The following is a 23,919-nucleotide window of genomic DNA, read 5'->3' as shown; positions in this document are numbered from 1 at the left end:
ACGCAGCGAACACCGGGCGGGTGGGGCCTTGTCCGCGAATGGAGCAGTTCAGCTGCGGCATCGTCGTTTCGCGGACAAGCTGAACGCCACCCGGTCTCTCAGCCAAACCGACGCGCCACCAGATACCCGGCCGTCCCCGCCAACGCCGACACCACCGTGCCCCAGGCCAGATCCACCAACGCCAATTGGGCAGGCCAGCCTTGCAGCGTGGCCCAGTTGGTCAGGTCGTACGTGCCATAGGCAATCAGTCCCAGCAGACCGCTGTAAAGCGTGGCACGGCCTGGCCGCTGCTCCCTGAGTGCAGGCATCACGCCGAAGATCACTACCCCCGCGCCATACAGTAGATAGAACGCCACTGCTGGCCCGATCACCGGCGTGTCCAGCATCAGCGGCCCCAGCCATTCCCGGTAAGTCGGGCCCATCAGCACACCCAGCCAGATTCCATCGAGAATCAGGAACGCCAACAGCGTGCCGATGTAGGCCGTGACGATCGTTTTCAAAGGCATTTTCATGGGGCGTCCTTGATGAATTCGACGGCAGAAAGCCCTCGCATGAAGGTATGACCGGTGCGCATCGAAAAATGATCCTCCGAACGGCAGGACTTTTACAGGGCTACGGGAGTCAGTGTTAATTAGCGTTATGGAGTTTGGCGAATGAACACTGCGGGTCCTTTTAAAATCGATGTATGGAGCGACTACGTCTGTCCCTTCTGTTATCTGCAACTGTCGGTGCTTGAACAGCTTCAGCAAAGCTATGGCGAGCGGCTTGAATTCAACTGGCACGCCTTCGAACTGCGCCCCGACCCAATCGCTATGCTTGACCCCAATGCTGACTATCTGCGTGCCACCTGGTCACGCTCCGTATTGCCCATGGCCGACAAACGTCAGGTCGTGATGAAGATGCCCACGGTTCAACCTCGCAGCCGCAAAGTGCTTCAGGCGGCGGCCTTCGCCAGAACGGCGGGACGGTTTGCCGATTTCCATAAAGGTGCGTTCAAGGCGTTTTTCGAGGACGGACTGGACATCGGCGAGACGCCGACGTTGCTGGAGCTGGGTAACACTGTCGGCCTGGACAGAGGAGCACTGGAAGCAGCGCTGAGCACAAGCGAATACGAAAAAATCGTGCTCGATGATCAGGCGCTCGCGCAGAAGCTGGGGTTGAGGGCGGTACCGGTCGTGCTGCTGCGGCGCAGTGACGAACCCTTGGAGCAGGCCAGGGTCTTCAACGGCACGCTGCCGTTCAATCGCTTGAAGCAGGAAATCGACAGGCTGTCCGCCCGGGCCTGACTTGCGCGGCCATTAAGGCAGTGCAGTCAGACCCTGATCACTGTCAGACCAGGTCGATGCGATCGGCGTGAATCACGATCTGACCCTGTTTGTACAAGGCCCCGATGGCTTTCTTGAAATTGCCTTTGCTGACGCCGAACAGACCGCTGATCACCTGCGGGTCGCTTTTGTCGCTGACCGGCAACGTGCCATTGTTCTCACGCAGCTTGGCCAGAATCTTCGAATTCAAACTGCTCGCCGCTTCGGCGCCCACTGGCTGCAGACTCAGGCTGATGTTGCCGTCTGCACGGATTTCCTTGATGAAACCCTTTTCCTGCTTGCCGGCGCGCATGAACTTGAACACTTCGTTCTTGTGGATCAGGCCCCAGTGCTTGTTGTTGATGATCGCCTTGAAGCCCATGTCGGTGGCTTCGGCCACCAGCAGATCGACTTCCTGTCCAACGCTATAGTTGGCTGGCGTTTTGTCCAGATAGCGATCCAGACGCGCCGTCGCGGTGATGCGGCGGGTGTGCTTGTCGAGGTAGACGTGTACCACGCAATAATCGCCAGCCTGCAGCGTGCGCTTCTCTTCCGAGTACGGCAGCAGCAGATCCTTGGGCAAGCCCCAGTCCAGGAACACACCAATGCTATTGACTTCGACCACCTTGAGGCTGGCGAACTCGCCCACCTGAACCTTGGGCTTTTCAGTGGTCGCGATCAGCTTGTCTTCGCTGTCCAGATAGATGAAAACGTTGAGCCAGTCTTCATCTTCGCTGGGTACATCTTTTGGGATGTACCGATTGGGCAGAAGGATTTCACCATCCTGCGCACCGTCCAGGTACAGACCGAAGTTAGTGTGTTTGACCACTTGCAAACTGTTGTAGCGCCCGATTAAAGCCATGTGCAGATACCCTCATTACGTGGGGCGCATTCTACCCGACTTTGCGTCAGCATTCGCGCTGCCGGGCAGGAGACCCAACACGGCCAACGGGCAATCTGAGTCATGAACCGGCCCCGTGCCTCTCCACTCGTCAGTTGGATGCACCGATCTGACGCACACGGTATCAGTCAGCCCTCTGGCGAGCGACTGAACTTCATCAGGCAAAACAGTCGCTTGGATGTCACACGATCAGAAAAAAGCCGTTTTGACGTGGATATGCCCGCTGATCATGGCCAGATTCGCCAAGCAATAACCCAGGGTTTCCTGTACGATGGCTGGCCGTATTACGTTTATGAAGGTAAATGGCAGCCATGCGTATCAAAGCATCCCACTCGAAAGCCAAGCCCGCACCAGCCGTTGAAACGAGCGACTCGATCAACGCACAGATTGCAGCTTTCCTGAAGTCCGGTGGCGAAATTCAGCAAATTGCCAAGGGCGTGAGTGGGCAGACTTTCACACCGTCCAAGCAGATCAACCTCGGCAAGAAGTAACACCTCCCCGCCTTGTCCGTCGATCTCTATGCGCCTTGACCTTCAGGGCGCTAGATTGGCCATCCTTCGCTGGATATTCCTCCTGTCACGCTGCTACTCTCTTGTCTGATATCACTATGACCACGAGCTGGATCCTGCTCGGGTAGTTGTCTCATTTGCGGAATGCTCGAATGAAGAACTGGATGCTTTTCGGCGCTCTTTTGTACCTCGGTGGCTGCGCGTCGCATCACTGCGAGAATGGTCCCAATGACAGTCAGCTCACCGACAGTCCCTGCCGGGCCGGGCACCTGCTGTATCAGAACGACATGCTGCAGGCCAAACTGTTGATCAGTGAAGACAACCGTGAAAACTACGAACTGGCCGAAGCCATGCTGCGTCGTGCCGCGCTGGATGATGCGTCGGGCGAAGCGGAGTTCTATCAGGCCGTTCTGCTGATACGCCAGCAGGCTGACCACAAGCAGATCATCGATCTGCTGCAGACTGCCGCCGGGCACAAGCATCCACTGGCTATCGCCCTGCTCTCCCAGCAACTGAGTATCAGCGATCCGAAACGCTCTGAGCATTACCGCAACGAGTACGCCCAACTGGATGTGGCGAAGAGCGGCTACCCGTCTTTCGAACAGGCGCTGGTGGTGATTCGCGGGCTGGTCATTCCCTCTGCACAGGCCACTGCGTCCAACTGACACACGGCAAATCGACGAACGGCGCCCTGCGCCACGATTTCGACGGTATCCTTGCGAGGCTCTAGCACGCGGCTTGTGTCGGGCTTCCGGGCCATTTCTCGATACGCCATTCCTGACCACACTCCTCGACACACCAAGGAGTGAGCCATGCTCAGCCATCGCTTACATGCGCTGACCTTCAGCGCCCTGTTCATCAGTCAGTCCATTTCTGCCCAGGTTCTGGAGCGGGATCTGGGTGATTTCGACCTCAAGCTGGCCACCACTCCTACACGGACCATGGCGCAGGGCCTGGTCACGCCCAGTGGCGGTTCAGGTTCGTTTCATGGCGGCATGGACCTGACTCACGACAGCGGTTTCTACTTCGGTCAGTGGGCACCCAACATGGGCTTCACGCCCGACAGCGCGCTGGAAGTCGATTCCTACATGGGCTTCAAGAAACCCTTCGACAATACGCTGGGCTACGAACTGGGCATGATCCGCTACAGCTACCCGGACACCAGCCAGATCGACAGCCACGAGTTCTATGCCGGATTGCGGATGCTCGACAGCCGGGTGGGCGCCGCTTTCAGCAACGACGTGGGCTCGCGTGACAGCACAGTGTTCATCGATCTGGGTGCCATCGAACGGCTTGGTATCGGCGTGCGCATGCAGTACGCCAACCACCAGTTCGACACCCCGCAGACCTCTGACGACGGCGGGCAGATCAGCGGCTTCAACGACTGGTCACTGAATCTCTCGCGCCCCTGGCTGGGTATCGACATGAATCTGATCTACAGCGGGTCGAGCCTCAGCGGCGGCGATTGCAGCGTGTACAGCGGCCACAATGCGCGCTGCGACGGCACCTTCACCCTCAAGGCCGTGCGTTCGTTTTTCTGATAACGCATCCCGGTTGAACCCCTTGGCGCGACACGCCTCTACTGCACAGCTACCATGCAGTTCAGTGCCCCCCAAGGAGCGTTCATGCAGTCTCTGTTCAAAGCCTTCATTACGATGTTGATGGCCGTGTCGCTGCTTGCCGGGTGTAATCAGGTGGGTCTGGCGTATCGCAATCTCGATGTGATCATTCCGTGGACGCTCAGCGACTATCTGGACATGAACTCCTCCCAGAAAGACTGGCTCAACGTGCGCCTCAAGCAGCACCTGAGCTGGCATTGCAGCACCCAATTGCCCGAGTACCTGGCCTGGCTCGACAAGCTGGAAGAGATGGTGAAGAGCGACAAGGTCACCTACGAGGGCCTGGAAGCACGCACGAGCGAGGCCAAGGATGCCATCGCGAAGATCTCCCGCGAGATCACGCCTTCTGCCGTCGAACTGCTGGCTCGCTTTGATGACAAGCAGGTCGAGGAAATGCAGAGCGCATTTGCCAAGGACCAGCGCAAGCGCGAGAACAAGTACCTGGATCAGCCGCTGGAACGCCAGATCGCCGAACGTGCCGACCGCATGGAAAAGCGTCTGACGCCGTGGATCGGCAAACTCAACCAGCCTCAGAAAGACCGTATTCAAGCGTGGTCCGCCTCACTGGGTGAACAGAACAAGGCGTGGATCGAAAACCGTACCCGCTGGCAGAACCTGTTTCTGACGACAGTGCAGCAGCGCCAGTCCAGCGACTTCCCGCAGCGCATTGCCGCGTTGTTGCAGGACCGTGAAACGTTCTGGACACCGGAATACCGCAAGGCCTATGACCAGACCGAAAAGGCGGCGATATCGCTGATTGTCGATATCACCGCGCAAAGCACTCAGGAGCAACGAGACCGCCTGTTGAGCCGGATCGCTGACATGCGCAAGGACTTCACTGACCTGAACTGCCTGAAAGCGGCGGGCGCAGCCCGATAGTCACCGTTGGCCAGGCATAAAAACGCGCTGCACTCCGGCAGCGCGTGCAGTCAACAGGTCAGGCGACCTGAGCTTTGGACGCCACCTCATCGAAGACGGCCGGGTCCAACCCATCTTCCTGTCTGTCCAGCACCTCACGCGGATGGTCGTTGCCGGGGATACTGCTGTCTATCAGCGCCAGCAGGCTTGAACCACGCGGCGTGAGGATAAGCTTCGAAAGCCCGCTGTCTTCTTCTGGCGGGCGCGACTGGATATAGCCACGATTGGTCAACAGCTCTTTGAGCTGTGCGGCCTCGGCTTGAAGATTTCCAGAGTCAGCCACCGCCTCACCCTCCGAAGCCTTGGCTGTCGCGTATTCCTGCGGGTCAAACGAACCGCCGCTGTTCTGCACGTCATGGAGCAGACGTTCGATAAGGTCCCAGTTATAAGTCATTGTATAAGCCCTCCGTCCAGCATGGATAAACGGCTCATGACATCCCGTCACAAGCTTGTGTCTCAACGTTGTGACCTGCGGGGTGTGTAGCCGTTCAGCCAGGATGCCGAGTTGCAGGACGGAGATGGGAATACGCAGGCAGGGGAACGAGAACCTTGCTGTGGGGGGCGGCTTGCCGGCGATGGCGTCAGGTCAGACGCTGAAGAGTCGTCTGACAGATCGCATCGCCGGCAAGCCGCCTCCCACACGTTCAGGTGCTTCGGCAGCTCACCGCGTATGCGTCAGGAGATCACTCAGCCGCAGGCGCCGGGGTGGTGCGTTTTTTCAAGGGTGCCATGCCGTCCTGGCTGACCAGATCAGACTTGGGACGGTTGGCGGTCTTGCGCTTGGTCGGGCCTTTGGCTGCGACCTTTTTCTTGTCGCCCTTGGCGTCGGTCTTTTTCTTCTTCACGCCAACGGCCTTGCCCGATGCCTTGACCTTCTTCGGTCCACTGTACGTGCCTTTGACTTCCTTGATGACGCGACGCTCGAAGCTCTGCTTGAGGTAGCGCTCGATGCTCGACATCAGGTTCCAGTCGCCATGACAGATCAGCGAGATCGCCAGACCGTCGCTGCCGGCACGACCGGTGCGGCCCACGCGGTGCACGTAGTCGTCGCCGCTGCGGGGCATGTCGAAGTTGATGACCATGTCCAGGCCTTCAACGTCCAGACCACGGGCCGCAACGTCAGTCGCGACCATGACCTTGGCGCCGCCCTGCTTCAGACGATCGATCGCCGCCTTGCGGTCTTTCTGGTCCTTGTCGCCGTGCAGCACGAACGCTTTGTATTCCAGCGCCACCAGACGGCCGTACAGACGGTCAGCCATGGCCTTGGTGTTGGTGAAGATGATCGCTTTCTGGTAGGTCTCGTTGGTCAGCAACCAGTTCAGGACCTGCTCTTTGTGCACGTTATGGTCAGCCATGATGATCTGGTGGCGCGTGCCGGAAGCCAGTTCGCTGACGTTGTTCAGTTGCAGGTGCTGCGGGTCTTTCAGGACCTTGCGGATCATCTCGCGCAGGCCCGCACCGCCAGTGGTGGCGGAAAACAGCATGGTCTGCTCGCGACCGGCGCATTCACCGGCCAGACGCTCGACGTCCTCGGAGAAGCCCATGTCCAGCATGCGGTCGGCTTCGTCCAGCACCAGCACTTCGACGTGCTTGAGGTCCAGATTGCCTGCGTTCAGTTGTTCCAGCAGACGGCCCGGCGTGCCGATCAGAATGTCAGGCACCTTGCGCAGCATCGCGGCCTGGGCCTTGAAGTCCTCACCGCCGGTGACCAGACCCGCCTTGACGAAGGTGAACTGCGAGAAGCGCTCGACTTCCTTCAAGGTCTGCTGGGCCAGCTCGCGGGTCGGCAGCAGGATGACGGCGCGGATGTCCACGCGAACCTTGGCCGGGCCGATCAGGCGATTGAGGATCGGCAGGACGAAAGCGGCTGTCTTGCCGCTACCGGTTTGCGCAGTCACCCGCAGGTCGCGCCCTTGCAATGCCAGCGGAATGGCCGCTGCCTGCACGGGCGTAGGCTCGACAAATTTAAGCTCGGCCACAGCTTTAAGCAGGCGTTCGTGCAGGGCGAATTCGGAAAACACGGGTGCTACCTCGACGAAAAACAAAAATACAGCTGCATAGCGTAACGGTTTCGAGCGCCGGGGCCGAGTTTCTTTACCACCAACGGCTGATTTTGTTTGGCAAAGCACTGGCTCCACGGGGGCGCCCCATCGAAACAAATGCTCGCCGCCCCTAGCTTAGGGAGCATTTCGGGACACCCGTACGAGATTTTTTTTCACCTTCAGATTCCGTTAAGAAACCAGCTCGATACTCCACCTCACTCGCTGACCGGGGGAGGAACCTCACCAATGCCTGATATCGACTGGAACATTTGCCTGCCGCTGCACTTCGGCAATCCCGACACTGCACCTTTGACCCTTTCCCGTGCAACGACTGAAGACCCTCAGCGCCTTGCCTGTGAAACCTTTATCCAGATCCGCTTCCAGAAAGCCCATAACGCCGACGTTCGGCACTTCATGCCTGAGCTGTTCGGGCTTAGCGACGGCAGCGGAACGCTGTGTGCCGTGGCGGGGGCTCGTCTGGCATCCGGCGCAGAGTTGTTTCTGGAGCGTTATCTGGATGACCCCATCGAGCAGCAGGTCCGTTTAGCTGCCGGGCGTCCGGTCGAGCGACAGGCGATTGTCGAAGTCGGCAACCTGGCCGCCAGTTCGCTGGGCAGCGCACGGCTGAGCATCATCACCGTGACCTGGCTGCTGGCGGTATGCGGGCTTGAGTGGGTGGCGTTCACCGGCAACACCGCACTGGTCAACAGCTTCAACCGGCTCGGCCTGCGCCCGGTCACGCTGGGCCCGGCCGATCCGCTGCGCCTGGGTGACGAACGCCATTCGTGGGGCAATTACTACCAGACCCAGCCCAGCGTGCATGTCGGTGACATCGGCGCGGGCTTTCGGCACCTGAGTCATACCGGTGTGTTCGAGCGCTTCGGTTTGCCGCTGACGCTGGAGGAACGTTGCCATGTCGCATGAAAGCGAAATGTTCTGGAACAGACTGGCAAGGTTCGCCCACGAACAGCCCGACCAGATAGCGCTAAAAGGCGACACGACAGATGTGGGTTACGGTGCATTGCTCGTCGAGATCCAGCAGCGCCGCCTACACCTGCAGCAGGCTGGCACCCGCGTGGTTGCACTGCTGCTGGGCAACAGCCCTGACGCGTTACTGTGGGACCTGGCCATTCTGTTCGAAGGCTTGAGCTGCGTCGCCCTGCCGCCGTTTTTCAGCATCAGCCAGCAACTGCACTGCCTGGAGCAGAGCCAGGCCGATCTGGTCATCGCAGACCCTGCGCACCATGCGCAACTTCAAGCGGCGCACTACCAGGCTCACGCTGAAACCGGCACGCTATTCTGGCGTCGCACCTTCAGCGCAGAGTCGAAGATGCCAACAGGCACGGCCAAGCTGACGTTCACATCGGGCACGACCGGTACGCCCAAGGGTGTTTGTCTGAGCGCCGACAGTGTGCTGACCGTTGCCCGCGAGCTGTACGAAGCCAGCCGCCCGTTGCAACCGACGCATCACCTGACCCTGTTGCCGTTGGCCATCCTGCTGGAAAACATCGGGTGTTACGCCGCGCTGTATGCCGGTGCGCGGGTCAGTCTGCCGAGTCAGCAGACACTTGGCATTCAAGGCGCCAGCGGCATCGATACCCAGCGCCTGCTGACGTGCCTGAACCAGCAGCGTGCCGATAGCATGATTCTGGTTCCGCAATTGCTGCTGTTACTGGTCACGGCCTGCGAGATGGGCGTATTCGATGCCTCGACGCTACGCTTCGTGGCCGTCGGGGGCGCGCGCGTCAGTCGCGAATTGCTGGTACGTGCGCAGGCTGTGGGCCTTCCGGTTTTCGAGGGCTATGGCCTGTCGGAGTGCGCCTCGGTCGTAGCGCTGAATCGCCCTGGCCTGCAGCGCATCGGCAGCGTCGGCAAGCCACTGCCTCATGTTCAGGTAAGCCTGGCCGACGATGGCGAAGTGTTGATCGGCAAGGTTCCCATGCTGGGCTATCTGGGCGACCCGGCACCTGCCGGTGCGTGGTGGCCGACCGGCGATGTGGGTGAGTTCGACGCCGATGGCTACCTGTACCTCAAGGGCCGGAAGAAACATCAGTTCGTCACCAGTTTCGGGCGCAACGTCAACCCGGAATGGGTCGAGGCTGAACTGACTCAAAGCGGGCATATCGCTCAGGCGTTCGTCTACGGCGAGGCCATGGCGCACAACCATGTGCTGCTGTGGCCGCAGCGTCCGGACATCACCGACCTTCAACTCGCCGAGGCCGTGGCGCAGGCCAACCAGCAACTGCCGGATTACGCCCGCGTACGCGACTGGACCCGGCTCTCACAGCCGTTCAGCCCGGCCAACGGCCTGGCGACCGCCAATGGCCGGCCACGTCGCGACGCCATCCTTGATCACTACCGTTCATTGTTCATTTCGTCGAATCCAGCCGAAGGTATTTCATCATGAGTTTTTTCCAGACCCTGCAAGACGCCACTCAGCAAGAGCGTGACACCCTGTTCAACCAGCCCATCATCCGCCAGGCGTTGAAAGGCCAGGTCAGTCTTGAGAGCTACCGGGCTTTTCTGTCGCAAGCCTACTACCACGTGCGCCACACAGTGCCGCTGATGATGGCCTGTGGCGCGCGCCTGCCGAGCCGACTGGAATGGCTGCGCGGCGCAGTGTGCGAGTACATTGAGGACGAGTACGGCCACGAGCAGTGGATCCTCAACGACCTGAGCGCCTGCGGCGGCGATGCAAACGCCGTACGCGACGGAGCGCCGGGAACCCCCATCGAACTGATGGTGGCGTATCTCTACGACCTGATCGCACGCGGCAATCCGGTGGGCCTGTTCGGCATGGTCAACGTACTGGAAGGCACCAGTATCGCGCTGGCGACCCACGCCGCCGACAGCATCCGCGCACACCTGGAACTGCCCGCCAAGGCGTTCAGTTACCTGAGTTCCCATGGCAGCCTGGACATCGGTCATATGGAAACCTTTCGCACGCTGATGGACCGTATTGATGACCCGCAGGACCAGGCGGCCGTCATTCATGCCTCGAAAATCGTGTATCGCCTCTACACCGACATGTTCCGCGAACTGCCCGGCCTGCTGACTCAAGACCATAAGGAACTCGCTCATGCGACTGTCTGACGCCCGTGTTGTACTGACCGGTGCCAGCGGCGGTATCGGCCTGGCGATTGCCGAGGCGCTGTGCAGCCAAGGCGCGCAGGTTCTGGCAGTGTCACGTCACGAACACCCGCTGCGCGCCCTGCTCGCCCAATACCCACACACCCTGCATTGGGTCGAAGCCGATCTGTGCAGCGAGGAAGGCCGTCGACGCGTTGTGACAAAGGCGCAGGCGATACAGGGCGTCAATCTGCTCATCAACGCAGCAGGCACCAACCACTTCGCAATGCTGGATCAACTTCCATCCAGCGACATCGACGCTATGCTGACGATCAATCTACACGCGCCCATTCAGCTGACGGGCGCGATGCTGCCGCTGCTCAGACAGGCCGAACAGGCCATGGTGGTGAATGTTGGCTCGACCTACGGTTCCATCGGCCACGCGGGTTACGCGACTTACTGCGCGAGCAAATTTGCCCTGCGCGGTTTTTCCGAAGCACTGCGCCGCGAGCTGGCAGACACGCGTGTCAGCGTCCTGTACGTTGCCCCCCGAGCGACACGCACCACAATGAACAGCCCGGCAGCGCAAGCGTTGAACGAGGCGCTCAAATCCGGTGTCGATGATCCGGCGCACGTGGCTCAAGCCGTGGTCCATGCCATTGCCGGAGATCGGCGTGATGTGTACCTGGGTTGGCCGGAGCGTTTTTTCGTGCGACTCAACAGCATTTTGCCTACGCTGGTTGATCGCGGCCTGCGTAAACACCTTCCCTTGATTCGTCGTCTGAGCAGTACTCATCCACAAGAGAAGCAGCCCCTATGAAAAGAATCGTGTTGGCCTTCGTCGGCCTGATCAGCCTGCCCGTCTGGGCAGCACTGGATGCCCCTGACCAGAAGCGCCTGGATACCATTCAGCAGGACTGGCGCCGCATTCAATACGACCTGCCCAAGGATCAACGTGTCGCGGCGTTCGAGAAGCTGGCAACGCAATCCACCGCCTTCGTCAAGGATCGCCCGACCGCGGCCGAAGCCTGGATCTGGTCCGGGATTGTCAACAGCAGTTGGGCCAGCGCCCAGGGTCCGGGGCTTGGTGCACTGGAAAAAGCCAAACTGGCCAAGGCCGATCTGGAAAAAGCCCTGAGCATCGACCCCACCGCCCTGCAAGGCTCGGCCTATACCAGCCTTGCGGTGCTCTACGACCGCGTGCCGGGATGGCCGCTGGCTTTCGGTGACTCGGACAAGGCCGGCGAATTGTTGCAGAAGGCATTGAAGATCAACCCGGACGGCATCGACCCGCTCTACTTCTGGGGCGATCACCAGTACCGTCAGGGCAAGTACACCGAAGCCCGCGACGCGTTGAACAAGGCCTTGAAAGCGCCACCCCGTCCTGGCCGCGAGCTGGCAGATGAGTCACGCAAAAAAGACATTCAGACCTTGCTGGTCGATGTGAACAAGAAACTCAACTAACGGAGACATGATGCGCCTGCTGCTGATCGAAGATGACGCTGCCTTGGGTGAAGGCATTCATCAGGCCCTGAGCCGTGAGGGTTATACCGTCGACTGGATTCGTGACGGCAGCAGTGCCTTGCACGCCCTGCTCAGCGAGACGTTTGACCTGGCGATCCTTGACCTCGGCCTGCCAAGGCTGGACGGCTTCGATGTGCTGCGACGCCTGCGTCACAGCGGCTCGACGCTGCCAGTCATGATCCTGACCGCACGAGACTCGACCGAAGACCGCATCACTGGCCTGGACACCGGCGCCGACGATTACCTGGTCAAACCCTTCGACGTCTCGGAACTCAAGGCCCGCCTTCGTGCGCTGCTGCGACGCAGTGCCGGGCGAGCCAAAGTGCTGATCGAGCATGCAGGCATCATCCTGGACCCTGGCAACCAGCAAGTCAGCTACCACAACGAACCGGTCGCGCTGACACCCAAGGAATACCAATTGCTCTACGAACTGCTCTCGCCGCCGGGTCGGGTGATGACCCGCGAACGACTGATGCAATTGCTTTACGGCTGGAACGAAGAGGCCGAAAGCAACACCCTTGAAGTGCACATCCACCATTTGCGCAAGAAGTTTTCCAGCGACCTGATACGCACGATCCGCGGCGTCGGGTATCTGGTGGAGGAGCGTGCTTGAAATCGATCCGCCGCCGTACCCTGACGCCCATCATCGGTCTGCTGCTGGCCGGTCTGCTGGTCCTGACACTGTTCAACGTGCATGACAGCAACCATGAAATCGCCGAAATCTACGACGCTCAACTGGCGCAGAATGCGCGCTTACTGGAGGGCATCATGCGCATGCCACTGGAGCGCCAGGAACACGCGCAGCTTTACGACGCGTTCAACCTGGCGCTGGCTCAGGCCGAACCACGCATTGATGGTCATCCTTACGAAAGCAAGATTGCCTTTCAGGTGTGGGACAAGGACGGCCGCTCACTGGTGCGCACGGCCAGCGCACCGACCTTCACCCACCCGCCGGAAAGTGCGGGTTTCAGCAATTTTCCAGACCTGAACCGCCATTACTGGCGCGCGTTCGTGCTCGATGACACTCAGAACGGGTTGCGTATCTGGGTAGGCGAGCGTGACGATGTACGTTCGGATCTGGTCAACCGTATCGTTCGTCACACCGTGCTGCCCAATCTGATCGGCAGCCTGCTGCTGGTGCTGGCCATCTGGCTGGCCATCGGCTGGGGCCTGAAGCCCTTGGCCAACTTTGCCCGTACGCTCAGGGGACGCCATGCAGGCTCGTTGCAGCCCCTTGATCTGGCACCGCTGCCGAGCGAACTGGAACCCATGCAAGCAGCGTTGAACCGCATGCTGGGACAGATCCAGGAGCTGCTCAAACGCGAACGCCGCTTCATCGCCGACGCTGCACACGAGATGCGCACCCCGCTCGCGGTGCTCAGGGTGCATGCGCAGAACGTGCTGGAAGCGCATAACGAAGAGCAACGCCGGGAATCGCTGGGCTACCTGATCATCGGCGTTGATCGCACCACGCGGCTGGTCAATCAGTTGCTGACCATTGCGCGCCTGGAGCCCGACCCGTCACAGGCAGGCAGAGCGCCCGTTGAGTTGGTAAGCGCAGTGCGCGACAGCCTGGTTCAATTGACGCCGTGGGTGCTGAACAAAGGTCTGGAACTGTCCTTCGACTGCAGCGAAAGCATGCACGAGGCGAACGTTGATTTCGCCGCACTCGACATCGCCCTGCAGAACCTCGTCACCAACGCCGTCAACTTCTCACCCGAAGGTGGACAGGTCACCGTTGGCCTGTCGTTTACAGCCCATCACTTTGAATTGACCGTCGACGATCAGGGACCCGGCATTGATGAACAGGAGCGGGAGCGCTTGTTCGAACCCTTCTACAGCCGTGACAGCGATCAGGGCGTGGGGCTTGGGTTGGCTATCGTGCAGAAGGTCGCGCTCTTGATGGGCGGAGGCGTCACCTTGCAGAACCGGTCAGTTGGCGGACTCAGAGCCAGTTTGAGAGCGCCGTTGGGCTGAGGTGAAACTTGAACGACCACTGGCCTCTGAAAGAGCATTTACGCCGCCTGAACACCGATCTATATTTTCAATGAAGCGATGATCAATCGCGTTTGCGAGAACCCGCAGCCCGAAAACTGAACATTTTCGTTGGTCCAGTAATCAGTAAGCTCCCAAGGCTCTTTAACCGGCTGACAGGGTCTGGATAAAGAGCCTTCCAGGTGTGTTCAGTGATCTGCTGCTATGACTGATTCACGGCGCGAGCCCAACCGACTGATCCACAGCGACACCAGAATCAGCACGCCGCCGATCAACAATCGGCTCAAGGGCTCGTGCTGGTTCCAGATCAACAGGTTGATCAGCAGTCCGACCGGCACATGCAACACGTTGAACACCGCCAGCGTGGCACCTGAAACCATGCAGGCGCCCTTGTTCCACCAGTACATGCCCAGCGCAGTCGAACACAGACCGAGGAACAGCAACACGCTCCACTGGGTCGGGTCTTCGGGCAGACGTTGCGGGTTGCCAAAAGCGAGAAACGCAGGCAGCACCACCGCCAGCGCACCCAGATAGAAGTAGCCGAAGCGGCGATAGTGCGGCAGGTCGCTGGGGTACCGCACCACCAGACGCCGGTAAAACACCTGTCCGGCGGCGTAAGTGAAGTTGGCCAGTTGCAGCAGCAGGAAACCGCCCAGGAAGTCGCCATCCAGCCCGTCATAACGAATGACGCCCGCGCCCAGCACCGCAACCAGTGCGGCGAGCAAGGCCCACGGGTTGAAACGTCGGTTCAGGGCGTCCTCGATCAGCGTCACGTGCAAAGGCGTAAGGATGGTGAACAGCAACACTTCCGGCACCGTCAGCACCTTGAAGCTCAGGTACAGACAGACGTAAGTGATGCCGAACTGCAGCGCACCGATCAGCAGCATGCCGCGCATGAACGCAGGCTCGACCTGCCGCCAGCGGGTCAGCGGAATGAACACCAGCCCGGCCAGCACGACACGGATCAACACCGCGAAATAACTGTCGACATGGCCTGCCAGATAAACGCCGATCAGGCTGAAAGAAAACGCCTGGATCAGCGTCACGAAAAGTAGATAGCCCATGCTTGCCCCTTTTTTGAAGGGCGGGACCATAGCGGGTTGCAGGAGGGTATGTCCACAGGGGTGAACGACGGGTCAAGGCCCTTCCGGAAAGGGTCGATTACTGAGCAACGCTCACATCCCCATGCAAGGCCAGCCAGGTAATGAACGACGACGAGTGACCTATGCTTGGCACCACTCCCGTTGCTCACGCTTCAGTCGTCACAGGCGTAAACCCGATGCCTCGAAAAACACTGCGCACCTGCTGCTCTGAAAAACTGCTGACTGCTCTGTTGTGTATCGGCGCGCTGCCTGCGCTGATGCCGCATTCGGCCCTTGCTGAAACGAACCGGAACGCGACCCGAGAACACCCCATGCGCATTGCAATGCTCGCCAATGGCAAGACCCTGACATTCAAGCTTGACGACAATCGGACCTCCAGGGACTTCATCGCCCTGCTGCCACTCGATGTCACCCTGGAAGACTATGCTTCGACCGAGAAGATCAACGTACTGCCCCGCAAACTGAGCACTGAGGGCGCCGCGCCCGGCGTCACGCCGGTCGCTGGCGACTTCGCCTATTACGCGCCCTGGGGCAATATCGCGATCTTCCACAAAGGCTTCAAGTATTCGCCCGGGCTGATCAGGCTTGGCACGCTCGAATCGGATCTGGACCTGATCCGCCAGCCAGGTCCGCTGAACGTCAGGTTCGAACGGATCAAGGACTGAACGCAAAAGCCCTGTTTCTCAACAGGGCTTTTTCTGTGCATCGCGATGGTTACTTCAGGCTTTTCCTGAAGAAGTCGGTCAGTTTGTCGAACGGGATCAGTTTGACCCGATCATACAGATCGACGTGACCGGCGCCCGGCACAATCACCAGTTGCTTGGGCTCACCGGCCAGCTTGTACGCCTCTTCGCTGAATTCGAGCGAGTGCGCTTCGGAGCCTGCGATGAACAGCATCGGACGCGGCGAGATCGTGGCAATGTCATTGAACGGGTAGAAGTTCATGAACTTGACGTTGCTGGTCAGCGTCGGGTGCGTGGTCAGTTTGGGCGACTGGCCTTCAGGCGTGAACTCGCCACGCGGTTTGCGGTAGAAATCGTAGAACTCGCGCTCGACAGGATGCGATTTTTCAGTGATTTCGTGGACGGTGCCGCTGGTGTACCTGATATCGCCGCCTGCAAATTCCACGTCACGCTGAGCCGCTGCTTCGGCGATGATTTTCTTTCTTTGTTCCAGCGTCTGCGAGTGCTTGAGCCCGTCACGGTTGGCCGCGCCCATGTCGTACATGCTGACCGTGGCGATGGCTTTCATGCGCGAGTCGATCTTGGCAGCGCTGATCACGAAACTGCCGCTGCCGCAGATACCGAGTACACCGATGCGGCTCTTGTCGACGAAGGTCTGGGTGCCGAGGAAGTCCACTGCGGCGCTGAAGTCTTCGGCGTAGATGTCCGGCGATACCGCGTTGCGTGGTCGGCCTTCACTTTCGCCCCAGAAGGACAGGTCGAGGGACAGGGTCACGAAACCCTGTTCCGCCAGTTTCTGCGCATACAGGTTGGCGCTCTGCTCTTTCACCGCACCCATCGGGTGGCCGACGATAATCGCCGGGGCTTTGTTGTCGGGGTCCCAGCCTTTGGGAATGAACAGATTTCCGGCCACCCTCATCTTGTACTGATTGTTGAACGTGACCTTCTGCTGAATGAGCTTGTCGCTCTTGTAGAAGTTGTCTGCACCGTTGGACATGTCTGCTCCCACTGCCGAGTATGAGCCCACTAAAAGCCCAAGCATTAATAGAAATCTCTTCATCGCGGTCTTTCCTGAATCGAGTGATAAACAAAGGTTCTGTATTGCTTCATTCACTGAATCGGGCATTGCGCATCGCAGCCCAGGCAAAGACTGCCGAACCTGACAACACCACAGCGCCAAATACGAACGGGCTCCACCCACCCAGATGGTCGAACAACTCGCCACCCGCGCCAGCCCCCACGGTGATCGCCATCTGAATGGTCGCGACCATCAACCCGCCGCCGGCTTCGGCGTCGTCGGGCAGCGTGCGGCTGAGCCACAGGCCCCAGGCCACTGGTGCAGGCGTTGCAACCAGCCCCCAGACACCGAGCACGATGGCAACGGCCACAGGTGAATGCCCCAGCGCAATCAGCAATGCAGCCAGCATGGCCATCGCCAGCGGGATCGCGATCAGGCAGGCGTAAATGCGTTTTTGCAGCAGACCTCCGATCATCCAGGTCCCGGCCAGACCACAGAGGCCCAGCAGCAGCAACATCAGCGACAAGGTGGTTACGCTCACGCCGGTGACGCTTTCCAGAAACGGACGCAAATAGGTGAAGACTGCAAACTGCCCCATGAACAGCAACATGATCGCGAGCATGCCGATGGCCACCTGCGGGTTGCCCAGCAGCTTGAAAGGATTGGTCGCCCGGGTGTTCTGCGCACTGCTCAGCGCCGGGATGCTCAACCATTGCCACGCGAAGGCCAGCACCGCGAGCGGGATCACCAGAAAGAACGCCCCGCGCCAGCCGATGTACTGCCCCAGAAAACTGCCCAGCGGCGCGGCGACGGTCGCAGCCAGCGCGTTACCGCCATTGATCAGCGCCAACCCCTTGGCAACCGATTCTTTGGGCACCAGCCGCATGACCGTGGCCGTCGACATCGACCAGAAGCCGCCGATGGCGACGCCCAACAGCGCACGCCCGGTCATGAACACCACGCCGTTGGGCGCAAACGTCACCGTAACACCCGACAACAGCAGCAGAAGGCTGAAACCCAGCAGCACTTTTTTGCGATCAAAACGCCCTGTCAGCGGCGTATTGAGCAGACTGGTCAGCACTGCGAAGAAACCGGAAATGGAAATGGCCTGGCCCGCCTGCCCCTGACTGATGCCCAGGTCCTGCGCAATGGGCGTCAGCAGGCTGACCGGCATGAACTCCGACGCGATCAGCACGACCACGCACAGCGCCATCGAAAAGACCGCACCCCATGCGGGCGGATGGGCCGCAGCCGCTTTGTGCTCTATCGTTGATTCAAATGTTTTCATGCACCCCTGACCTGCTTGAACACTGCCGTCAGAACGCCAGGCCTGACGACGGTAAAAATGTGAAGCACAGGTTAGGGCAAAGGGATTAGGATGATTAGACGCCGTAATTTCCATGCGATTGTGAGAGAAACTCAGCAATGAGCACACCCCGAATGAATGACCTGCAAGCCTTCCTCGCCGTTGCGCGGGAACAGAGTTTTACCAAGGCAGCCGTAAAGCTTGGCGTCACCGCGTCGGCTTTGAGCCATACCATTCGGGGGCTTGAAGAAAGGATGGGCGTCCGCTTGCTGGCGCGTACCACGCGCAACGTAGCGCCGACCGAAGCGGGCGAAAAACTGATGAACACCATCGGGCCGCTGCTGGACCAGATCGCCACAGAGGTGGCGGCGCTGGGCGAACTGCGCGACAAACCAGCTGGCACGATCCGCGTCACCTGCTCGGATGACGCAGCCGAAAACATCATCCGTCCAATGCTGGCGGGTTTTCTGGCGCAATACCCCGACATCCAGGTCGAGGTCTGCATTGATTACGGCTTCACCAACATCGTCAGCGAGCGCTTCGATGCGGGGATACGTCTCGGGGAGTCAATCAGCAAGGACATGATCGCGGTACGCCTCGGCCCGGACTGGCGTCTGTCCGTCGTGGGCACGCCCGAATACTTCGAAAAACATGCCGCGCCTCTGATACCTCAGGACCTGACACAACACACCTGCATCAACATCCGCCATTCACCGAACGGCAACTGCTATGCGTGGGAGTTCGAAAAGGACGGTCGCAAACTGAACACGCGGGTCAACGGCCAATTCACCTCCAACAGCATGATCCACGTCATGAACGCCGTGCTCGACGGCGTCGGCCTGGCCTACGTGCCGGACTTTCTCGCCAGGCCGCATCTGGCCAGCGGACGCCTCAAGGAGGTGCTTACGGACTGGAGCCCGTACTTCGAAGGCTTTCACCTGTACTACCCCAATCGCCGCCAGGCATCCCCCGCCTTCACGGCGTTTGTGGAGGCGATCCGGTATCGGGGCTGACGTTAACCCGCGCTGGCCTTGATGGCTTCAGCGACCTTGTCGAGGGATCCGTTCGCGGGCTCGGCAAGCAGTTTCAGCTCAGTGGTCTTGCCACGCGCCACCACCTGCATGCTCTTGGGCGCGCCTTTCGCGTCGCCCAGAATGCGGTAAGTGGTGTCACCGCGCACAAAGCTCAGCGCATGAGTCGCAGGGTCGTATTCAAAGCGCTCGCTGTCTGCCTGCGGGTAAAGCAACCCGACCTGGTCCTTGTTATCGACCGCAGCGTAATAGACCGAACCGCCCGTGCCTGAGCGGAACAGGATGATCCGCTTGGCAGATGGCGCCAGCTTGAAGGACAGCAGAATCTCACGCTGATCATCCTCCCCCCACACGATGCCAGTCGTGCTGACCCTCTTGCCATTCTTGTTCACGCTGACCGTTTCGGTAGGCAGACCCGAGCCGCCTGTATGATCGACGACCGTCTCGGTCTCCAGAAACGGCTCCCCGTTTCGAATGCTGTACGTCGCCATCTGGTGCCAACAGCAACCGTCTTTGGTCATGGTGCTGATTTCGCGTTTTTTCTCGTCCACCCCGAACATTCCGCAGTTGTTTTGCGCAAGCCGGGTGAATGAATCGCTGTGTTTGAAACCATTCGCCGTGCCGAGAAACACCTGAAACGACGGCCCGTGATAACAGCTGTTCTGGCCGTCCATAAGGGCCAGATCCTTGATGCCGTCGAAGTTGAAATCCTTGTAGATCAATACGCTCTGCTCGCCATACGGCAGTTCTTGCACGTTGGCTTTGACCTTGCCGGTCTTCGCATCGGTGTCGAGCACCAACTCATCGGACTGCACGCGAATCAGCGGCTTGTCACTGGCCTTGCCGTAGACGTTGATCACACCGGGGCGAAAAGTCTCGTCCGTGGCCGCCACTTCCACCGTGGCGCGGTATTGGTCGGAAAAGTCCTGCAAGGCATAGGTCTTGCGAGCAGCTTTATCAAACGCCGCCGCGTCCATCTCGCCGTAAGCCTTATGCGCATCGGCAGCGTTGACCAGTGGAGACAGCAGCAGCCCGATCAACATAGCCACCGAACGCACCACAGGCGATGAACCCAGAGGGTTGATACTCGACATCGGCATGGGAAAAATCCTGTTTGAGGAATGGCGAGTCTACGTGGGTTTGGTGTGATGGTTAGCGTCATATCGCGGCGTATGTCTTATTATTCATCAACGCCAACGGATTATCTGTGAGCGCCGAGCTTGCTCGCGAAGAGCGTGAGTCGCCGACCTTTTCAGGGCTGGTGTTAATTCAGGTCGAGACAAGACTTAACTTCGTATTCGGATCAGTAGATCCACTACACGAATTCTCGGAAAGACTTTGAATAGGAGCGGCGTGTTGACTGCATGAAATACCCGCTTAAAAGGCTAGAACTGGTGCCCACTTAAATTTAAGTGCACACCATGTCTTAGCCTTGCAGGGATGGGTAGATGGCTTTGCCGGACGCAGATGCTAAATCCCCTGCCAGATAGCTGATGCCTGTTCCTGGCCGCGTTCTGCTCTTCTTGATTGGCAGCTTGGGGTCGAGCGTCACCGGGCGCGAGAGGTAACGCTCGACCCCAAACGGACGGTGGGGACGGGCTGTTGCAGCTGATACAGAATGGACATAGCTGCCGAAATATTGCTGAACCAAACGTCTACTTCGTAAAGCGTTGGCAGGTTTAACACTAGCCTCCGCCACCACAAGCAATCAGCTCAATAAGCCCCATCTCATACCATTTATTCTCGCAGCTCCAACCATTTTCAAATGTCCAGGCACTGGCAGTACCGCTAAAGGCGAGTGCCATCGCAAGGGCTGTAGCTGCTCCGATTTTTGACGGACGCGTCTTTTTGATTTTCATAAAACCTCCACAATTCACATAACCTAGCCAACTATGAGCCTGATCATGTTTCACCACTTGTAAAAGTGGTTTAAACCATTTCAGGCTGCTCGGATGCGGACTTGCCAATGTATTTGATGCCTGAATCTCGATGACATCAATAGTACATATGAGCTATGGGAGGAGAGTCGCTGAGACGACAGATTCAATTTTATGTTGCGGCGCTTCCGGTTCAGCACACACGTCCGTCGAAGGCTTGCCATCGACGTGCCGGGCATGACGCACGGAGGCGGTCTTTCTGGCGGATAGTGGGGTGTGGCCGGTGGAGTCAGTTCCCGCGATTTACCTGACCCGCATCGCCACCCAATGACATTGAAACGGCCACTCAGCTCGTACAACTCATTATGTTTCATCATTTTCCACCCCTGCCCGACCTGACCCGGTTAATGCTTTAATCGCGGCCCCACCTCGTTCACGGGATCTTCGGCAGTATGGACATTCAATCGCTCTGGCTCAGAACTCAGGAAATCTGGGGCATGCTCGATCAGCATCCCTGGGTGCGTACCGGTCTGGCGCTGTTCCTGCTGCTGACCGCCGCACTGGTACTCGGACGCGTGGCGCGTTTTCTGATTCTCTACGCGATGAAGATGCTAGGCCGACAGCCTGCCTTGCACTGGCTCAACGACTTCCGCCATAACAAGGTATTTCACCGACTGGCGCAGATCGTGCCGTCGGTGGTCATCCAGTTCGGCCTGAACCTTGTCCCTGGCCTGAGCGCCACGGGCAAAGGCGTGATCGCCAATGTCGCCCTGGCCTTCACCATCCTGTTCATGACCCTGACCATCGGCACGCTGCTCAACGCCTTGCTGGACATCTACGCCCGCACCGAACACGCCCGTACCCGCTCCATCAAAGGCTACGTGCAGTTGGCGAAAATGATCCTCTACATCTTCGCCGCCATCATCATCGTCGCCACCCTGATCGACCGCTCGCCACTGTTGCTGCTGTCGGGTCTGGGCGCGATGTCAGCGGTCATTCTGTTGGTCTACAAGGACACGCTGCTGTCCTTCGTTGCCAGCGTGCAACTGACCAGCAACGACATGCTGCGCGTCGGCGACTGGATCGAGATGCCACAGGTCGGTGCCGATGGCGACGTGGTCGACATCACCCTGCACACGGTCAAGGTGCAGAATTTCGACAAGACCATCGTCTCCATCCCGACCTGGCGTCTGATGTCAGAGTCCTTCCGCAACTGGCGCGGCATGCAGCAATCCGGCGGGCGACGCATCAAACGCAGCCTGTTCATCGACGCCAGCGCTGTGCGCTTCGTGCGCGACGATGAAGAACAACGCCTGATGCAGGTCCACCTGCTGACCGACTACATCGGCCGCAAACAGGCCGAACTGCGCGCCTGGAATCAGGCCCAGGGCAATGTTGCCGAACTCTCGTCCAACCGCCGCCGCATGACCAACATCGGCACGTTCCGCGCCTACGCCCTCGCCTATTTGAAAAGCCACGCCGAGATCAATCCCGGCATGACCTGTATGGTCCGGCAGCTGGAAGCCACATCGCAGGGTATCCCGCTCGAGATCTACTGCTTCACGCGCACGACGGTGTGGGTGGACTACGAGCGGATTCAGGGGGATATTTTTGATTACCTGATCGCGGTAATGCCGGAGTTTGGATTGAGTCTTTATCAGCAGCCGAGTGGGGCGGATATGCGGGTGGCGTTGGGCGGGGCTGGAGATTAAGCGGTCGCAGGCACTTGGTCATACACGTGGCAGGATGGCAACGCACTGAACTACAGCCCCATCGGCAAGTCAGGATGATCTGTACCCCCTCTCCCGTGCCGAGGCCTTCGCCATGCCTGCCTACCTTCTTGATTACCATTTCAAAGACGAGCCCCGCACCCACACGCTGGAGCTCGATCAGCCTGGGCTCCAGCCCCACGAAGCGGCCCTCCACCTGCTTGAACTGCATTTCGGTGACGCCGAGAACAGCCTGATGATGCCCAACGCCGACGCGACGCCTGACGAAGTGCTGGCCAAGGCCGAACTGCTTGGGCTGACGCAGATCAGCGTCGTCGAAAAAACCGTTTAAGGCCTGGGTATCCTGCATGAACCCGACAACCCCGGACGGTCGCTACTTCGTCGTCAAAGAACACCTGTGGCGCTGCTCTAACCCCGCGCTGGGTGAGGATGAACGCCAACGCCTCGTGAATGATCTGATGACTGCGCGGCGGGCGGTGAAAGTGGCGAAAGCTGCGCAGGACGCTGGTCAGCTCGGTCAAGCCAGAGCAGACGTAGACGCAGCCAAAGTGGCGCTCGGTGAACGGGGGCCGGCTTGGTGGGAAGATGGTGCGCCGGACTACAACAGGTACAAGGTCGATAACACGCCTTATGCAACGTGGTATCGGTCGCTGTAGATTGGCGATAGCGGGTCATGCATCTCGACACAGGTGACTGCCACTATTAAGAGGATATTGTTCTTGAACAGGAAACAACGCGACGACATCAGCAAGCTGCTCAGCTACGTGCTGCGCCACGCGCCGGAAACCATCGACATCACGCTGGATCGTGACGGCTGGACCGACGTTGACACCTTGCTCGGCAACGCCAGACAGCACGGCCACGACGTTGATCGCGAAATGCTTTGTGAAGTCGTCGAGACCAACGAAAAGAAACGTTTCACGCTGTCGGAAGATGGTCAGCGCATCCGCGCGGCCCAAGGGCACAGCTCCGGGCAGGTGGACGTGCAGCATGTCGAGAAAACGCCGCCCGACCGGCTTTACCACGGCACGGCTGAACGCTTCGTGCCTTCTATCAAAACCCAGGGCCTGATTCCGGGCAGCCGACACCACGTCCATCTGACTGAACGTCCTGAAACCGCTATGGACGTCGGCAAGCGCTACGGGAAACCCGTCCTGCTCGAGATTGACGTACAAGGTATGCGAGCGGCCGGTGCTCGGTTCTTTCAAGCGGACAACGGTGTCTGGCTGGTCGATGCAGTGCCTGCAAAGCACTTGAGCGAGGCAGATGAATCACAGGCGTAAAATCGAA

General features: G+C 59.3%; 27 protein-coding genes. 18 read left to right on the top strand and 9 right to left on the bottom strand.

From position 1 onward, the window contains the following. Positions 1 to 98 precede the first annotated feature (98 nt). Entirely contained in the window at positions 99 to 500 is a 402-nt protein-coding gene (locus tag KDX39_RS18755) for a DUF2177 family protein (protein WP_099226466.1), read from the bottom strand. 153 nt (positions 501 to 653) lie between these two features. Here KDX39_RS18755 and KDX39_RS18750 point away from each other — a divergent pair, with 153 nt between their 5' ends. Beyond that, a complete protein-coding gene (locus tag KDX39_RS18750) occupies positions 654 to 1,286 on the top strand; it encodes a DsbA family protein (protein ID WP_231661376.1) in 633 nt (210 codons plus the stop codon). A gap of 43 nt (positions 1,287 to 1,329) precedes the next feature. On the opposite strand, the gene KDX39_RS18745 is transcribed toward KDX39_RS18750, so the two are convergent. Then, positions 1,330 to 2,166: a CvfB family protein gene (locus KDX39_RS18745; RefSeq protein ID WP_099226026.1), complete on the bottom strand. Its 837-nt coding sequence runs from the start codon at positions 2,164 to 2,166 to the stop codon at positions 1,330 to 1,332. A gap of 341 nt (positions 2,167 to 2,507) precedes the next feature. Between KDX39_RS18745 and KDX39_RS18740 the strand changes: the two genes are divergently transcribed. From KDX39_RS18740 to KDX39_RS18725, 4 genes are all read left to right on the top strand, one after another. Beyond that, on the top strand, positions 2,508 to 2,696 hold the full coding sequence (locus tag KDX39_RS18740) for a hypothetical protein (RefSeq protein ID WP_025994762.1): 189 nt from the start codon (positions 2,508 to 2,510) through the stop codon (positions 2,694 to 2,696). Between the two features lie 170 nt (positions 2,697 to 2,866). Beyond that, positions 2,867 to 3,379 (top strand): hypothetical protein, encoded by a 513-nt coding sequence (locus KDX39_RS18735; protein WP_231661375.1) that lies wholly within the window; start codon positions 2,867 to 2,869, stop codon positions 3,377 to 3,379. A gap of 147 nt (positions 3,380 to 3,526) precedes the next feature. Beyond that, positions 3,527 to 4,255 carry a TorF family putative porin gene (locus KDX39_RS18730; RefSeq protein ID WP_099226028.1) on the top strand — a complete coding sequence of 243 codons (729 nt, stop codon included), beginning with the start codon at positions 3,527 to 3,529 and terminating at the stop codon, positions 4,253 to 4,255. An 84-nt stretch (positions 4,256 to 4,339) separates the two neighbouring features. Next, entirely contained in the window at positions 4,340 to 5,212 is an 873-nt protein-coding gene (locus KDX39_RS18725) for a DUF6279 family lipoprotein (RefSeq protein WP_231661374.1), read from the top strand. 58 nt (positions 5,213 to 5,270) lie between these two features. Here KDX39_RS18725 and KDX39_RS18720 read toward each other — a convergent pair whose 3' ends face one another. Both KDX39_RS18720 and KDX39_RS18715 read right to left on the bottom strand, forming a co-directional pair. Next, positions 5,271 to 5,645, bottom strand: a complete 375-nt coding sequence (locus KDX39_RS18720) for a transcriptional regulator (protein ID WP_231661373.1) — start codon at positions 5,643 to 5,645, stop codon at positions 5,271 to 5,273. A gap of 289 nt (positions 5,646 to 5,934) precedes the next feature. Beyond that, on the bottom strand, positions 5,935 to 7,272 hold the full coding sequence (locus KDX39_RS18715) for a DEAD/DEAH box helicase (protein ID WP_099226031.1): 1,338 nt from the start codon (positions 7,270 to 7,272) through the stop codon (positions 5,935 to 5,937). A 267-nt stretch (positions 7,273 to 7,539) separates the two neighbouring features. Here KDX39_RS18715 and KDX39_RS18710 point away from each other — a divergent pair, with 267 nt between their 5' ends. Genes KDX39_RS18710 through KDX39_RS18680 form a run of 7 tightly spaced genes read left to right on the top strand, consistent with a single transcriptional unit; the run spans position 7,540 to position 13,863 of the window. Next, a complete protein-coding gene (locus KDX39_RS18710; RefSeq protein ID WP_231661372.1) occupies positions 7,540 to 8,217 on the top strand; it encodes a thermostable hemolysin in 678 nt (225 codons plus the stop codon). After that, positions 8,207 to 9,700: an AMP-binding protein gene (locus tag KDX39_RS18705; RefSeq protein WP_231661371.1), complete on the top strand. Its 1,494-nt coding sequence runs from the start codon at positions 8,207 to 8,209 to the stop codon at positions 9,698 to 9,700. Before KDX39_RS18710 ends, KDX39_RS18705 begins: the two co-directional genes overlap by 11 nt. Then, complete coding sequence (locus KDX39_RS18700) at positions 9,697 to 10,386, top strand: TenA family transcriptional regulator (RefSeq protein ID WP_231661370.1); 690 nt, start codon at positions 9,697 to 9,699, stop codon at positions 10,384 to 10,386. Before KDX39_RS18705 ends, KDX39_RS18700 begins: the two co-directional genes overlap by 4 nt. Then, entirely contained in the window at positions 10,373 to 11,182 is an 810-nt protein-coding gene (locus KDX39_RS18695) for an SDR family oxidoreductase (RefSeq protein ID WP_231661369.1), read from the top strand. The genes KDX39_RS18700 and KDX39_RS18695 overlap by 14 nt, the downstream gene beginning before the upstream one ends. Further along, positions 11,179 to 11,826 (top strand): tetratricopeptide repeat protein, encoded by a 648-nt coding sequence (locus KDX39_RS18690; protein ID WP_231661368.1) that lies wholly within the window; start codon positions 11,179 to 11,181, stop codon positions 11,824 to 11,826. Before KDX39_RS18695 ends, KDX39_RS18690 begins: the two co-directional genes overlap by 4 nt. 10 nt (positions 11,827 to 11,836) lie before the next feature. Then, entirely contained in the window at positions 11,837 to 12,499 is a 663-nt protein-coding gene (locus tag KDX39_RS18685; protein ID WP_231661367.1) for a response regulator, read from the top strand. Further along, entirely contained in the window at positions 12,496 to 13,863 is a 1,368-nt protein-coding gene (locus tag KDX39_RS18680) for an ATP-binding protein (RefSeq protein WP_231661366.1), read from the top strand. The genes KDX39_RS18685 and KDX39_RS18680 overlap by 4 nt, the downstream gene beginning before the upstream one ends. Positions 13,864 to 14,069: 206 nt before the next feature. On the opposite strand, the gene KDX39_RS18675 is transcribed toward KDX39_RS18680, so the two are convergent. Next, positions 14,070 to 14,945: a carboxylate/amino acid/amine transporter gene (locus tag KDX39_RS18675; RefSeq protein WP_231661365.1), complete on the bottom strand. Its 876-nt coding sequence runs from the start codon at positions 14,943 to 14,945 to the stop codon at positions 14,070 to 14,072. 215 nt (positions 14,946 to 15,160) lie between these two features. Here KDX39_RS18675 and KDX39_RS18670 point away from each other — a divergent pair, with 215 nt between their 5' ends. Continuing rightward, entirely contained in the window at positions 15,161 to 15,649 is a 489-nt protein-coding gene (locus KDX39_RS18670; RefSeq protein WP_231661364.1) for a cyclophilin-like fold protein, read from the top strand. Positions 15,650 to 15,698: 49 nt separating this feature from the next. Here the strand turns inward: KDX39_RS18670 and KDX39_RS18665 are convergent, their stop codons facing one another. Both KDX39_RS18665 and KDX39_RS18660 read right to left on the bottom strand, forming a co-directional pair. Then, positions 15,699 to 16,727, bottom strand: a complete 1,029-nt coding sequence (locus KDX39_RS18665; RefSeq protein WP_231661363.1) for an alpha/beta hydrolase — start codon at positions 16,725 to 16,727, stop codon at positions 15,699 to 15,701. A 46-nt stretch (positions 16,728 to 16,773) separates the two neighbouring features. Continuing rightward, positions 16,774 to 17,973 (bottom strand): MFS transporter, encoded by a 1,200-nt coding sequence (locus KDX39_RS18660; RefSeq protein ID WP_231661362.1) that lies wholly within the window; start codon positions 17,971 to 17,973, stop codon positions 16,774 to 16,776. A gap of 137 nt (positions 17,974 to 18,110) precedes the next feature. On the opposite strand from KDX39_RS18660, the gene KDX39_RS18655 reads away from it, so the two are divergent. Next, a complete protein-coding gene (locus KDX39_RS18655; protein WP_231661361.1) occupies positions 18,111 to 19,004 on the top strand; it encodes a LysR family transcriptional regulator in 894 nt (297 codons plus the stop codon). A 2-nt stretch (positions 19,005 to 19,006) separates the two neighbouring features. Here the strand turns inward: KDX39_RS18655 and KDX39_RS18650 are convergent, their stop codons facing one another. Together KDX39_RS18650 and KDX39_RS18645 are read right to left on the bottom strand one after the other, a co-directional pair. Next, complete coding sequence (locus tag KDX39_RS18650; protein WP_231661411.1) at positions 19,007 to 20,116, bottom strand: XAC2610-related protein; 1,110 nt, start codon at positions 20,114 to 20,116, stop codon at positions 19,007 to 19,009. Between the two features lie 591 nt (positions 20,117 to 20,707). Next, entirely contained in the window at positions 20,708 to 20,881 is a 174-nt protein-coding gene (locus KDX39_RS18645; protein WP_231661360.1) for a hypothetical protein, read from the bottom strand. Between the two features lie 470 nt (positions 20,882 to 21,351). Between KDX39_RS18645 and KDX39_RS18640 the strand changes: the two genes are divergently transcribed. The 4 genes from KDX39_RS18640 (at position 21,352) to KDX39_RS18625 (ending at position 23,912) form a co-directional block, all read left to right on the top strand. After that, positions 21,352 to 22,611, top strand: coding sequence for a mechanosensitive ion channel family protein (locus KDX39_RS18640; RefSeq protein ID WP_231661359.1), 1,260 nt, complete (start codon positions 21,352 to 21,354; stop codon positions 22,609 to 22,611). Positions 22,612 to 22,723: 112 nt separating this feature from the next. Beyond that, positions 22,724 to 22,960, top strand: coding sequence for a hypothetical protein (locus tag KDX39_RS18635; RefSeq protein WP_099226051.1), 237 nt, complete (start codon positions 22,724 to 22,726; stop codon positions 22,958 to 22,960). A 16-nt stretch (positions 22,961 to 22,976) separates the two neighbouring features. Then, positions 22,977 to 23,285, top strand: a complete 309-nt coding sequence (locus KDX39_RS18630; RefSeq protein ID WP_231661358.1) for a hypothetical protein — start codon at positions 22,977 to 22,979, stop codon at positions 23,283 to 23,285. A gap of 63 nt (positions 23,286 to 23,348) precedes the next feature. Next, the gene (locus KDX39_RS18625; protein WP_231661357.1) at positions 23,349 to 23,912 is read left to right on the top strand and encodes an RNA 2'-phosphotransferase; all 564 of its coding nucleotides are present in this window, start codon (positions 23,349 to 23,351) and stop codon (positions 23,910 to 23,912) included. Positions 23,913 to 23,919 lie beyond the last annotated feature (7 nt).

This window comes from Pseudomonas sp. CDFA 610 (genome assembly GCF_021147865.1).
GTDB classification, from domain to species: Bacteria; Pseudomonadota; Gammaproteobacteria; order Pseudomonadales; family Pseudomonadaceae; genus Aquipseudomonas; species Aquipseudomonas alliivorans.
Note: the sequence above shows the minus strand (reverse complement) of the source record. Positions and strands in the feature narration are given on the sequence as shown.